The following is a 13,767-nucleotide window of genomic DNA, read 5'->3' as shown; positions in this document are numbered from 1 at the left end:
CCATGATATACTATGAGCACTCAGCGAGGTTCCTCACGAGCTTCGTGCGAGTCATACTAGTGTACTCAGCGAGGTCTCTTACGAGCTTCGTACATATATACGTTCAACGTATTAAATATATAGGAAATAAGGAGGTATCTCATGGATCATCCGCCATATCCGCGCCATTTCAAGTTAAAACTCCAGCTGTATAATACACAACCCTGCCTTGGAAAGGGCGTCGTAACTCTGCTTCAGCTGATCAGCGAAGGCCACTCTCTGCGCAGTGCGAGTCAGTCTATGAACATGGCTTACAGCAAATCATGGAAAATTATCCATGCCGCCGAAGAAGATCTGGGATTCTCCCTGATTATTAAACAAAAAGGCGGAGCCGGACACGCCGGCTCCGTCCTAACTCCCGAAGGAGCGGATTTATTAAAAAATTATCAGGAATTTGAAAGCGCCTCACGTCAGGCTGTAGGCGCTCTGTTTCATCAGTATTTCGGAAAGGAGGGCTGACAGCTTATGCCTGCTGTGAGGAAGCCCGTACAAGGATCAGTTCTCCTGTTATGCTGACCGCGATTTCCTCTGGCGTTTCCGCCCTGATCGGCAGACCGATTGGTGTTGAGAAACGTTTGATCTGGTCATCTGAAAATCCATCTGCCGCCAGTTTTTCCGCAATCACTGCTGTCTTCCTGCTGCTGCCCATCACACCGATATAGCGGGCGGGTGATGTAATCACCTGTTTCTGTACAAGATAGTCGTACTGATGACCGCGGGTCATGATGCAGATATAATCATCTTCCGTGATTCTGATTTGATTCCGTATATTCTCAAAATCTCCTGTTATAACTTCATCTGCCTCAGGAAAGCGCTCTCTGCAAGCAAATTCCGGTCTGTCGTCAAAGACGGTACAGCAGAATCCTACCCGGTTGAGCAGGGGTACAAGCTCTGCCGCCACATGACCGGCGCCAAATATATATACCTTTCCGTCTTCTGATGTGTACTCGCAGTATACCATCTTCTTTTTATCTTCCGAAACCAGTAAAATGCTCTTTCCTTCCCTGCAGGTCAAGCAGGCTTTTTTTATGTCCTGTTCTTCTTCAGACAGCTCCTGTTCGGAAAGGGCCTTCAGCCTCCATTCCCTTTCGCTGCCCGCTTCCACTTCTAAAATAAGCCAGCACTTTTCCCGGCGGTTAGCCGCTTCGCAGATCCGTTCCAGCTGCTTATAGCTGTCCGTCTGACTCCCGTTCAGATAGTGAATCCAAAAGGTCAGGCTTCCTCCGCATATCATCTTAAGGCTGTCCGCTTCCTCCTGGTTCAGTCTGAAAAAACAACATCTGGATTTTTTCTCCTTCAGCACTTCAAGAGCCATGAGAATACCGCGGTGTTCCACTTCTCCGCCTCCAACCGTTCCAATCACGCTTCCGTTCTCTCTCACGGCCATTCTGGAGCCGGCCCCTCTCGGCGTGGAACCTGCGCTTTCCACTATCGTCACCACCGCCAGGCTTTCCCCCGATTTCAGCAGTCTTTTTATATCATGAAAAATTGTCTTCACTCTTGTTCTCCCGTCAACGATGTCTCGCCATGCCGTTTTACAGAATAAATTCACTGAGGGCATAATTGCTCACATCAATCCCCCTGTCTGTCAGCCAGATCCTGGGCTCTCTCACTTCCAGCAGCCCTTCGTCTCTCAGCTTATTAATCTGCTGTCCGTAAACATTCCACATGTTCTGACCGAACCTGGAGGCAAATTCGCTTCCAGATACGCCCTCCATCATACGGAGTCCCAGAAACATAAATTCTTCCATTTTCTCCTTTGTGTCAAGGAAACTGATATCCTGATAGAGGCAACCTGGAAATCCCTTTTTGGTGCTTGTATCCAGATATGTTCTCAGATCATTTTCCTTGCAAAACCGGTATCCGCTGACATAGGACGAAGCTCCCAGGCCAAGGCCAATATAATCGACGCCTGTCCAGTATCCGATATTGTGGCGGCATTCCTTTCCAGGCTTTGCATAATTGGATATCTCGTACCGCTGGTACCCGTATCTGGCCAGAATTTCCTTCGTCAGATAGTACATCTGCCGTTCTGTCTCTTCATCCGGCAGGGGAGGGTATGCATTTTCTCCCTTCCCGTATATTTCATAAAAAGGCGTTCCCTCTTCTACGATCAGACTGTAGGCCGAAATATGCTCCGGTTTCAGCATGAGGACTTTTTTCAGCGTCTTTTCCCATGATTCTACCGTCTGTCCCGGAAGAGCCGACATCAGATCCACATTCACGTTGTCAAAACCGGCCAGGCGGACCCTTTGATAAGACTTCAGAAATTCGTCATACGTATGAATCCGCCCCAGCACCCGCAGCTCCCAGTCATCTGCCGACTGAAGCCCCAGGCTTATGCGGTTGATTCCGGCCAGACGGTAATCCGCAAGCTTTGGCTGTGTCAGTGTTCCTGGATTTGCTTCAATTGTGATTTCCGCAGTCTTCATCACGTCGTAATTATCCCAAACAGCCGCCAGGATCTGTACGATACATTCTGACGGCAGGACGGACGGAGTCCCACCTCCGATGAATATGCTGCTCACCTCATATTCCCGAAGGCCGGCGCTCTCTGCGCGTATTTCTTCTATTAACTTGTCCGCATATGCCCGATGCGCTGCGGCCGGCGTCACGAATGACAGGAAATCGCAGTATTCACATTTTCTGGCGCAAAACGGTATATGGATATACAGTTCCAGCTTCTTTTTATTCTTCATCTAATTTTAACACACTCATAAATGCTTTCTGTGGTATTTCTACACTGCCGATCTGGCGCATACGCTTCTTGCCTTCCTTCTGTTTTTCCAGAAGTTTTCTCTTTCTCGAAATATCACCGCCATAACACTTGGCAAGTACGTCCTTCCTCATGGCTTTCACCGTCTCGCGGGCAATGATCTTGCCTCCCACGGCCGCCTGAATCGGTATTTCAAACAGATGTCTCGGTATCTCATCTTTCAGCTTTTCACACATCTTTCTGCCGCGCTCATAGGCAGAGCCTTCAAATACGATGAAGGAGAGTGCATCTACTTCCTCCCTGTTCACAAGGATGTCCAGCTTTACAAGCTCGGAGCGCTCGTATCCCTTCATCTCGTAATCAAATGAAGCATAGCCTTTCGAGCGTGATTTCAGCGCGTCGAAAAAGTCGTAGATAATTTCGTTCAGCGGAAGCTCATATTTCAATAGAGCTCTTGTCGTTTCGATATATTCCATGCCCAGATAGACTCCCCGCCGCTCCTGGCAGAGGCTCATAATCGCTCCTACAAATTCCGTTGTAACCATGATTTCAGCCGATACGATCGGCTCTTCCATGTATTCAATTTCCGTAGGATCAGGAAGATTTGACGGATTCGTCAGCTCAATCATATCGCCGTTATTCTTATGGACACGGTAGATAACTCCAGGCGCCGTCGTCACCAGGTCCAGATTATACTCCCTTTCCAGCCTCTCCTGAATAATCTCCAGATGAAGAAGGCCTAAAAATCCGCATCGGAAACCAAATCCAAGGGCAAGGGACGTCTCCGGCTCATAGAAAAGAGAGGCATCGTTGAGCTGGAGCTTCTCCAGCGCATCTCTCAAATCGGGATATTTTGCGCTGTCCGCCGGATAGACGCCGCAGTAAACCATAGGCGTTACCTTTTTATATCCTGGAAGCGGCTCATCGCACGGCTCTTCCCTGTTTGTAATCGTATCGCCCACGCGGGTGTCCTTTACATTTTTTATACTGGCCGTGACATAGCCTACCATACCTGCATCCAGTTCATCACAGGGAATGAACTGCCCGGCTCCGAAGTATCCTACTTCCACTACATCGGCTGCAGCTCCCGTAGCCATCATCTTAATCGGCGTCCCTCTCCTGACCGTACCTTCCTTAATTCTGCAGAAAACGATCACGCCTTTATACGGATCATAGAGAGAGTCAAAAATCAGAGCCTGCAGAGGCGCTTCTCTGTCCCCGGAAGGAGCCGGTATCTTATGGACGATCGCCTCCAGCACATCCTCCACATTTAAGCCGGTTTTGGCCGAAATGCGCGGTGCATCCGCCGCTTCAATACCGATCACATCTTCGATCTCCGATGCCACCCAGTCCGGATTGGCGCTGGGAAGGTCGATTTTATTGATAACCGGAAATACATCCAGATCATGATCCAGTGCAAGGTATACGTTGGCCAGCGTCTGCGCTTCAATTCCCTGGGCCGCGTCCACAACCAGGATTGCTCCGTCACATGCAGCAAGGCTTCTGGAAACTTCATAGTTGAAATCCACATGGCCTGGAGTATCAATCAGGTTGAAGATATACTCTTCTCCGTCTTCTGCCTTATATACGGTTCGGACAGCCTGTGATTTAATCGTGATTCCCCGTTCCCTCTCCAGGTCCATGTTGTCAAGTACCTGCGACTGCATTTCCCTGCTTGTCAGCAGCCCTGTCTTTTCAATAATCCTGTCTGCCAGCGTGGATTTTCCATGGTCGATATGCGCTATAATACAAAAATTCCGAATCTTACTCTGGTCAACTGATGCCATATTTTTCCTCTTTTCTAACCGGGCGAGGCCCGAAATTTCTTAATGGTGAGCGTTCACGCATCCCCTTTCGGGGCATAATGCTACGAATAGAAATATACCATTTTTTTATTTTCCTTGCAACACCATATCTAAAACTTCTGCCAGAGGTTCCATGGCATTTTTGGCCTCTTCGTATGTATTCGTCTGTGCTCCTACTTCGATGAGTGCCGAACGCGGCCGTACATGCAGATTATATCTCAGCCCTTTTAAGTATATCTTTCGCGTAAGACCCGGAAAATATTCCGCCGCCTTCAGCTGCATCTGAAAGCTGAACGCCAGGTTGGATTCCAGGTTTGGATTAGGCAGATACTCGATCGGCCCAGTAGGAGTCCTGCTCATCCCGTCAAAAAACATGATCGGCGCCGTCTGCTTCCCATTTACTTCCGAAACCATATGATATCCTTCCTTCACCCCGTCTCTGTGGATATCCAGCACCACTTCAATAGAAGGATTTTCCTGAAGAATCCCCGAAATTCCTTCCAGGGCATACGTATAAGCCCTGCTTCTGTCTAATTTTCCGTCCCTCAGATCATAAACGGAAGTGTCATGAATGACGTTGTACCCTTTCGCTTTCAGCAGCTCTGCCAGATAGCTGCCCAATCCGACTACCCCTGCCTCCGTATTCTCCGGTCCGTAATCTGCAAACGTCTCCTGGGAATGGGTATGATAGATCAGGATCTGCGGTTGATCTGCCGTTTGTGCCAGGCTGAGATCACGGTCCAGAAAGGCTGCAGCACTCATAATATCTCTTCCGGCCGTCGTGGATGAATGAACACTGAAAAAGTGGCTCATCATAAAATCGTAGTCTGCCAGCTGCTCTCTCGGATAAACCAGCCCTTTCCCAGGAAGTGCTTCCGCTCCAGCTTCCGCTGTATTTTCCGCCAGCTGTGCAGGAGATTCTTCACCCTTTCCTCCTGTTTGGCCACTTTCGCTTTCGTGGTTTTCTCCAGCCTGTGTATCCTCGCCGCCCCAGCCGAGAAGAGCTTCATATTCCGTCGCAAACCGCCTGTTGTCTACATATGTCTGATAGGAAGGATCTTCCCTTCCTGCTGTCAAAGCCGTTTCTTCAGAGACAGTTCCGTATCGGTAAAGCGGCAGGCTTTCCCACAGCCAGTCCAGCCACCATTCCTCTCCCTTATTTTTCTGTACATTTCCTTCGGCCGCCGATCCCGCAGGATAATAATGGCGGAATATCCATCCGAAAAGGAGAGGTGCCCGTTCTCTCCCTTCTTCTGCAACGGTCCTCACCTGATTTTCCAGAACCGTTTTCCATGTTTTTCTCCCTCCAAACAGTACAAGTACTGATAAAAGAAGGATTCCAAATGTCCTCAGTCTTTTTTTCTGACGTCCATATCTTCCATTTTCCATCCTTCCATCACCTGTTTTTCAGCCTATTATCATCATATGCAGGGAAAGGTCCGAAAATATATTGTTAGCCGGAAAGATTACGCGAAAGCACCGCCTCAGCCTTCTGAATGAAAAAGAGCTTTGTGAATTCCTTCAGAAATGGTAAAGCTGAGCATCTTAATAGTTTCATCGATATCCGGAGGCGTCACATAGAAAGAGCCAAATTCCGGTTCGAGAATTTCCCGGATAAATGCATACTGCTCTTCTGTCCCCATGTCCTCCACAAATTTTCCAATTTCCTTCGTCCCCGGATTTTCCTCTAAAACTTTGATCATGGCGTATACCGTATCCTGAACGATGGCTGCAGCTCCCACGACCGTCGGCACGCCAATCGCCAATACTGGGATGCCCAGGCTGTCTTTCGTCAGCCCATGCCTGTGGTTTCCCACGCCGGAGCCAGGATGGATTCCCGTATCCGTTAGCTGAATCGTCGTTCCAAGACGCTTTACGCTTCTCGCCGCCAGCGCATCAATTGCAATAACCGCCTTTGGTTTTGTTTCCTTAATAATACCTCTTAAAATCTCAGCCGTTTCCATGCCGGTCTGAGCCATAACCCCCGGTACAATTCCGCTTATAATAGGAAAGTTTTCATCTCTTCCGTTTCTTTCCAAATGCCTCGTTACCTGCAGATTGCCAAGGACTCTCGGGCCAAGGGAATCCGGTGTCACGTAATGATTGCCCAGCCCTACCACGAGCACTTCCTGTGCTTTCATCCCATGGTTCTCCTCTCCGGCCGTCTCCTGGAGAAGGCGGCGCACATGAACGGCAAGTTCTTTCGCGACTTCCTCATGATAGCTTTCATCTTTCCAAGCCATCCTTCCGGCTTCCAGAGTGATATAAGTTCCTACCGGTTTTCCCATGGCCTTGGCTCCCCGTTCATTTTTAATAATAACCTCAGTCATATGGATTCCCTTTTCATCTTCGTTCCACTCTTTGAAGGAACTCCGTTCAGTCTCTTTTTTTCCTCCCGGCTCCCCTCTTTCTCCTCCAGCGCCAGGTCTGTTCTGATTTCAAATCTTCGTTTCATTCTCGTTTTCCCTGAAATTCTTCGTCTCTTTTCTGCTGTTCTGAAATGCGCTCTTCTCATACCAGTCTCTCCTTCATCATAAACTTTCCATTCTCATGGTATTTTCTGCAAAAAAACGTGAATTATGTATTGACAGACGGAAGAAGATTCGCTAAAATACAATAGTATGTTTACATTGAACTGTCCGTGTCCAGGCTTTGATGCAAACCAACGATTATAATGATTAAGATAAATTGGAGGTGTACAGATTGGCTAACATTAAATCTGCTAAAAAAAGAATTTTAGTTAACGAAACCAAAGCTGCTAGAAATAAAGCGATCAAATCTAAAGTGAAGACTTCTATTAAGAGGGTTGACGCTGCTATCGCTGCCGGTGACAAGGCTGCTGCACAGGCAAGCTTAGTAAACGCTACAACTGAGATTGATAAGGCTACTACCAAGGGAGTTTATCATAAGAATACAGCTTCCCGTAAGGTATCTCGTTTAGCAAAAGCCGTTAACGCAATGGCTTAGTCCGAGAAGTTTTATTTATATAATTTATTAACCCATGAAGATAATCTCTTTTCCTGCGGGTGTGGCAGGAAGAGAGATTTTTTGTTATATCAAAGGAGCTTGTTCCTTTGATATAACAATCCATCCGGGCAAAATGCGGTACGTTTAAAGTCCGGTCTATGCGTGGTCTGACGCTTTGCTGCTGCATCCCCATATTCGTAATCTTTCTTAATAATTTCTTCATTTCGGGACATTAATATCATCAATATGATAAATAATTATTATCCGTATTTGGATAATAATTTTTAGTGGATAATTGTTCAAATATGGATAATATACATTATCGGAGAAGAACGGTTTAATGTTATCAGAGGTGAAGATTATGATTAGCTACGACAGATTATGGGAAACGATGAAGAAAAAGAACACCAGCCAGTACCGTTTAATTAAGTATTATGGCGTCAGTGCGGGGCAGATCGGCCGCCTGAAGAAGAACATGTATGTATCTACCCATACGATTGACATGCTTTGCAACATCCTGCAGTGCCGTGTCGAGGATGTGATGGAAGTTAAGCCTGATTGGACGAAGGAAATTGAAAACAGACCTGATTTGGATTAGGTTTGGATCTGTATGCGGGAAGTGCTGTGATGATCTTATTCACAGCCTTCCCACTATCTTTACCTTGCTGCAGGCAGCTTCATTCCTTCCGTAAATTCCATATCTACGCAAAGCGCTCCTTTCGAACCGTCTGAGACAGGGTTGAAGAAATACCACTTTCCGTCAATCATATTCCAGTCCGTATACATTCTTCCCATTGTTCCATCTGATACGCCGTGGAGATAGTATCTTTTTCCGTCCTGATCCGTGAACCATCCTGTCTGCATATACCCCTTTTCATCAAAATGGTACCATTCCGTTTTTCCCTGATAAGTGAGCTGAAACCAACCATCTTCCGGCCATGTTCCATCAGGGAATCGATACCACCAGCCCGTTTTGTCAAGCACCCAGGTTCCATTCTGATCCTGTTCTATATTTCCCGATCTTCCTGATCCGCCGCCGGAACTTCCGGAGGATGAACGGCCGGAGGAACCGCTTCCTCCCCTGTGTCCATCGGAAGAATTCTCCTCCTTTTTTCTGTCATCCTCTGTTCCCGGCTTTCCGTCTTCTCCATTCCCCCAAATTTCGTCGTCTTCTGTCCCAAACGCCCCGTCTTTTCCCGGCCGGGTATTCGTCCCGTCTCCATTGTCGATCCAGTCGTCTTCTGTGCCATATTTTCCATCCTCACCAGGATGTATCGGTTTGTCGTCTTCTGTTCCCGGCTTCCCGTCTGTACCGTTCCACCAGATTTCATCGTCTTCTGTCCCAAACATTCCGTCCTTTCCCGGTCGGGTATTCGTCCCGTCTCCATTGTCGATCCAGTCGTCTTCTGTGCCGTATACCCCATCGGGACCCGGATATATCTGTCTGTCATCCTCTGTCCCCGGCTGTTCATCTTCTCCATTCCACCACCGCTCATCATCTTCTGTTCCAAATATTCCATCCTTTCCCGGGCGTGTATTTGTTCCATCCCCGTTGTCTGTATAATCGTCCAATGTACCGAATTTTTTATCCTGCCCCGCATGAATTTTTATCAGGTGTCCGTTTTCGTCATCCGCCTCGTAATAATCATCCGATGTACCGTAGGTTCCGTCGCCTCCCGAATCGATTTTTTTATCATCGCTATTGCCTGGAATTCCATCTCTTCCGTTCCACCAGAGCTCATCATCCTCCGTGCCGAATATCCGGTCGGTTCCCGGCCTCTCATTCCGGTCCGCAGCACTGATTCGGTAATCATCCTCTGTTCCGAATGCATGATCCATACCGGCAAAAATCCGTTCTCCGCTCTCCCCTATGTAAAAATCATCTGCAGTGCCGAATATCCTATCTTTTCCGGGATATATCCTCTTATCATCGTCTGTTCCGGCCTCCTGGTCATACCCGTTTGTATAGTATTTATCATCGGCCGTATCGTACACTCCGTCCTGTCCCGGCCTTCTGTTTGTACCGTTTCCAAGGTCTTCGAAGCGCAGTTTCCAGCTTGCTGTAAGCCTGATATCTTCCAGATCCCGATATACCGTATCCTCAGTTATTTTCCCTCCGTTTTTTTCGTGAAACCATCCTAAAAAGGCGTAATCTTCTTTTGTCGGGACAGGCAGCTCTCCGACCGGGCGGTCATAACGGACCGCCTTCGTTTTCACCAGGCATGTCCCGCCGTTGGGCATAAACAGAATCCTGTACTCTGAGCTGTCCCACTGAGCAAAAAGATGTATTGTATCGTCCTGTACGGAAGCCAGATTTTTAACCGCCTGACCGTCTTTCAGCCGTTCTCCTTCCCCACTTTCCGTCAAAGACCAGCCGGTGAATTGATATCCTGTCTTCTGAAACGTATTGCCGGTCAGATTTTCCGTACGGTCATATGTAAGAATCTGAACAGGCATCTGCCCCCCTGTATCCCCGTTCCCATGCCAGGAAATGATATACGTCACGGGCAGCCATTTTGCCTTTAAGCGGATCACCTTCTGATCCTCAAATGTAAGATTTCTTATTTTTTCCCTATCCCTGTATACGGCTTTGCCGTCTTCCTCCCATCCTGCAAAACGATATCCAGTCCGTCTAAACGCATTGGCCGTCAATTCTTTTTCTTCATCATAGAAAAACATCTCGTTTTCCATCTTTCCTTCTTCTGCCCCGCCGCCATCAAAATGGATCTGATAGGAATTGGGGGTCCACCTGGCATAGACGGTCAGATCGCGGGCTGGAATACGGCTGTTTTCCGTTATCCTAGTTCCGCCCGTCCTGTCGTCCCACCATCCTGTAAACTGGTACCCCGTTCGCGTACTCACAGGCAGCCGGCCGATAGCAGAATCATATTCCTTCGTCACCGATCTGCCTTCCGTGCCGCCGTTTCCATCAAAAGTCACCGAATAGGAGTTAATCTGCCAACGGGCGTATAAGTGTATCGTTTCGTTTCCAGTCAAAGTCAGATTTTTCACTTTCTGACTTTCCTGATATGGGGTCCCAGTTCCGTCTGTAGTCCGGTTCCATCCCATGAAACGATATCCTGTCCTGGTAAACCCGTTGGACGCCAAAGGGGCCTCCGTATCGATATAATGCGTGGTCTTTTCCGTTGAACCACCTGTACTTCCATTACCGTGATACTCCACATAATAGAGATTGGCAATCGTTTCCAGGCGGATACCGCAGCGAAGGCAGTTTTTTATTTTATAGCCCGGAACCGACGAAGTATCATAGTCAGCCGGATTCTGATGCCCAAGGGCTGGGAGTACTTCATTTACTTCCATTCCGCATGAACTGCATGTCCCTGTAACAGAGCCTGTTTGGGTACAGTCTGGTTCTGTTCTTACAAGGCCGCTGTGTTCATGAGCCTGGATACATACCTCAGAAAGATCGATATTTCCAACGCAGGAACGGATGAAATTGTTGTCTCCGCCTTCCCCGTCAGCAGCCAGATAACGGATTCCATATCCGTAACCGGTAATGTATGGACTCGGATTCGTCAGCACCAGCGTACACTCGACATGGGGAACAGCGGAAAATCCTGTCGACTCCCTTTCATATTCTTCGTACCATTCCCTCTTTGTTCCTGTTATTTTATCCGCAATTTTTACGCGGCCAGCTGCATTTTTCTGCGGGACAGTCGGATTAACTTTTTCACATACATAGCTGCCGTCCTCTTCCTCTTTCCAGGAAAGGTACTGGCAGATTCCATCGTATTCTGTTTTCAGGGTGTGATTTGTTACAGATGAGGTTTCCGGATAAAAACCGGCATAAGATTCTCCCGACAGAGAGACATGATTAATTAAGATTCCAATGCTGAACGCATATTTGGATTTCGAATTGTCATAATTGCAGCGCCCCAGTTCATCCACATAACGGATGGTAACGGTATTGCCACTCCTGGTCACAGCCGCAGAGGCCGGACTCCAGGAACGCAGAAGAGCCCTTCGGTAAGACCATGTTCCCGATACTCTGCCGGATTCATCGCAGAGATACCATCTTCCCTCCGTCTGGTCACGGCCCAAACCGTTTTCCATATAGCCGTACATATAATACCATGTGTGCTCTTCTTCTCCGTTCTTAACAGCCGTCATCCATACATCATAACGGCTGCCGTCCGGATTTTCACCCATACCTTCCTTCTTAATTCTGCTTGCCAGAGAATCCGTGCCAAGTCTGTCCTCCAGTTCCCGAAACTCCTTTTCCCCGGCCGAAGGTGCCTGTATATATATGGCGCCAGGCTTTTGTACTCGTCGTCTGCAAGTATGAGCTCCGCATCTGATTCCACCTTTCCTGTGCTGCTGCATGGATACCAGCCTGCCAGTTCCTCTTCCTCCATCCGGCCGTAAACTCTCCAGTACTGCTTTTTATCTCTTCCTGTAAAGGTATAAGACATGTTATTTTCTTTCGATTTTCTGTAATACCCAGGAACGGTTTCCGGCTCATCATATAAAAACGTCCAGGGCACTTCCGAGGCGTCGCCGCCTCTTCCCATATCTCCTCTTCTGTGCGCCATTCTCCCAACTCTGCCTGCCGCAGTTCGGAAGGACTGGCCGCTGCCGTAATCCATTCTCCTTCCCCTGCCCCTTTATTCTGACCATAAGCCAACACCGGCGGCGCTGCTGCCCAGGGCATGACCATAAATACGGCCATGAGGGCGCAGATTTCCCTGATTCTTTTTTTCATCTGCATTTCCTCTCTTTCATTTTTGTGTATCAAAAAATGACGGTACTCTGTGAAACGTACCTGTTTCCATAACCAGTTATTCTATTACAAATAAAATTGGATAATGTGTCCTGACCAGGACAAATGAATCTGAGAATTGCCGCGCGCAATCGGTTTTGATTGGTAGACTTACTATATCATTCACCGTTTGCCGCGTCAATGGCCTATAAAAATTTAATAATTAGGCGATAGCTGTTCCGAATGGGGGCAACATGCCATTTTAATTACCTACAGATACCAAACGTTTAAAAAATATCCGGCTGCCATGCTGGTGCAGTTGGCGGCGACAGAAAAAATCAGAAGCCTGCGTGATGTGAATTCAGGATAGACATGCGTGTATATTCTCCACTCCGCCGCAATAACTGCCGCTTCCAAAAGCACAAATGCCATTGGATATGGTATGCCGGATGATCCTGTCAGATAGAGGGCCAGATTAAAAATGAGATTGCTGACTAGATTGACGCGTATAATCCATTTAACCGGCCTGATTCGAAATAAAAGTCCCGCCGCCGTCTCCGTCACAACCGTAAGCAGGATGGAAAGCAGGAGTGGCAGAACGAGAAACAGGATCATCAGCAGCAGATACGCCGGCCCCGGTCTTTTATATAGATGGGTCTCCACCTTGTTACTGCTCACATCCCATGTAACGGCCCCAGTCAAATAGCTGCCTTTTTTTGCTATCGTACATTCCGGCGATATTTTGAGGATATTGCCCTGGACGTCCAGAAGCGCCAGCTTTATCACAGGGTATTTTTCCTTCAGCTTTTGGAATTTTTCCATTCCCTGGGCCGAAGTATAGAAATAAGCGACTCTTTGGCTTACCTCATCTCCATTATTTGGCGTACTCGTGTATACTGGTTCTTGACCGGTCAGAATTTTCCCCGGCTCTCCATCCCGATGATGGAACATATAGCTTACATAACCGCCTTCCCTGTATCCGGCCGCCTCCGTTTCTTCCGAAAACCCGCATTCCTTTACGGCCTGTGCCATATTTTCTGTGTAATCATCCTCCTCTATGGGAATCAGGATATCTACATACGCTGCATCCGGTATATCCGCATGTTCCAGCCGAACTCCCAGGTACTGAACAGGCGCCGGACTGTTGGCGAAAGCCTCCGACGGACGGCCTGTGGCGGCTCCAATCAAAACGGCTGCTGCCAGTGCCAGAGAACAAAAGTTATAAAACGGCCATTTTTTCTCTGTTCCGTCTGCAGAACTGCTTCTTAATTTTTCAATACGTCGAAACATCATTTTCCCTCCTCTGCCAGAGCGGACATCCATAGAAAAGAAAGGCCATACCTGTATAAACTCCAGCAACGCGCCGTCTGGCATCTCTATTATATCAAATATGGCCATAAAAGAAAATCCAGAAAGGTCTATTAGGCGGAAACTGCAATATACTGATAAAATATACGGTCCGTCCCGAAGGTCTTTGCAGAATTTCAAAATCAATAATAGTTACTATTGTGATTATATCA

General features: G+C 47.8%; 12 protein-coding genes. 3 read left to right on the top strand and 9 right to left on the bottom strand.

The annotated features are described in order from the left end of the window. Positions 1–141 precede the first annotated feature (141 nt). Positions 142–498 carry a LysR family transcriptional regulator gene (locus DXA13_RS00260; protein ID WP_118241182.1) on the top strand — a complete coding sequence of 119 codons (357 nt, stop codon included), beginning with the start codon at positions 142–144 and terminating at the stop codon, positions 496–498. Positions 499–502: 4 nt separating this feature from the next. Here the strand turns inward: DXA13_RS00260 and DXA13_RS00255 are convergent, their stop codons facing one another. The 6 genes from DXA13_RS00255 to DXA13_RS22605 all read right to left on the bottom strand — a co-directional run bounded on the left by DXA13_RS00255 (position 503) and on the right by DXA13_RS22605 (position 7,075). Next, positions 503–1,537, bottom strand: a complete 1,035-nt coding sequence (locus DXA13_RS00255; RefSeq protein WP_181995474.1) for an XdhC/CoxI family protein — start codon at positions 1,535–1,537, stop codon at positions 503–505. 37 nt (positions 1,538–1,574) lie between these two features. After that, positions 1,575–2,738 carry a radical SAM family heme chaperone HemW gene (gene hemW, locus DXA13_RS00250; RefSeq protein ID WP_118241180.1) on the bottom strand — a complete coding sequence of 388 codons (1,164 nt, stop codon included), beginning with the start codon at positions 2,736–2,738 and terminating at the stop codon, positions 1,575–1,577. Continuing rightward, positions 2,728–4,542, bottom strand: coding sequence for a translation elongation factor 4 (lepA, locus tag DXA13_RS00245; protein WP_118241179.1), 1,815 nt, complete (start codon positions 4,540–4,542; stop codon positions 2,728–2,730). Before lepA ends, hemW begins: the two co-directional genes overlap by 11 nt. 105 nt (positions 4,543–4,647) lie before the next feature. After that, on the bottom strand, positions 4,648–5,949 hold the full coding sequence (locus DXA13_RS00240; protein WP_118241178.1) for a stage II sporulation protein P: 1,302 nt from the start codon (positions 5,947–5,949) through the stop codon (positions 4,648–4,650). A gap of 95 nt (positions 5,950–6,044) precedes the next feature. Next, a complete protein-coding gene (gene gpr, locus DXA13_RS00235; RefSeq protein WP_347559627.1) occupies positions 6,045–6,890 on the bottom strand; it encodes a GPR endopeptidase in 846 nt (281 codons plus the stop codon). Continuing rightward, positions 6,887–7,075, bottom strand: a complete 189-nt coding sequence (locus tag DXA13_RS22605; protein WP_347559626.1) for a hypothetical protein — start codon at positions 7,073–7,075, stop codon at positions 6,887–6,889. Before DXA13_RS22605 ends, gpr begins: the two co-directional genes overlap by 4 nt. 188 nt (positions 7,076–7,263) lie before the next feature. Here DXA13_RS22605 and rpsT point away from each other — a divergent pair, with 188 nt between their 5' ends. Together rpsT and DXA13_RS00225 are read left to right on the top strand one after the other, a co-directional pair. Beyond that, positions 7,264–7,527: a 30S ribosomal protein S20 gene (gene rpsT / locus DXA13_RS00230; RefSeq protein ID WP_118241177.1), complete on the top strand. Its 264-nt coding sequence runs from the start codon at positions 7,264–7,266 to the stop codon at positions 7,525–7,527. Positions 7,528–7,888: 361 nt separating this feature from the next. After that, positions 7,889–8,125: a helix-turn-helix transcriptional regulator gene (locus DXA13_RS00225; protein WP_118241294.1), complete on the top strand. Its 237-nt coding sequence runs from the start codon at positions 7,889–7,891 to the stop codon at positions 8,123–8,125. Between the two features lie 59 nt (positions 8,126–8,184). On the opposite strand, the gene DXA13_RS00220 is transcribed toward DXA13_RS00225, so the two are convergent. The 3 genes from DXA13_RS00220 to DXA13_RS00215 form a co-directional block, all read right to left on the bottom strand. Continuing rightward, a complete protein-coding gene (locus tag DXA13_RS00220; protein WP_181995473.1) occupies positions 8,185–11,697 on the bottom strand; it encodes an InlB B-repeat-containing protein in 3,513 nt (1,170 codons plus the stop codon). After that, entirely contained in the window at positions 11,655–12,134 is a 480-nt protein-coding gene (locus tag DXA13_RS20820; protein WP_181995472.1) for a hypothetical protein, read from the bottom strand. Before DXA13_RS20820 ends, DXA13_RS00220 begins: the two co-directional genes overlap by 43 nt. Positions 12,135–12,517: 383 nt before the next feature. Then, positions 12,518–13,540 (bottom strand): hypothetical protein, encoded by a 1,023-nt coding sequence (locus DXA13_RS00215; protein WP_147347970.1) that lies wholly within the window; start codon positions 13,538–13,540, stop codon positions 12,518–12,520. Positions 13,541–13,767: the final 227 nt, after the last annotated feature.

This window comes from Clostridium sp. AM58-1XD (assembly GCF_003464085.1).
GTDB lineage: Bacteria > Bacillota > Clostridia > Lachnospirales > Lachnospiraceae > Lachnoclostridium_A.
Note: the sequence above shows the minus strand (reverse complement) of the source record. Positions and strands in the feature narration are given on the sequence as shown.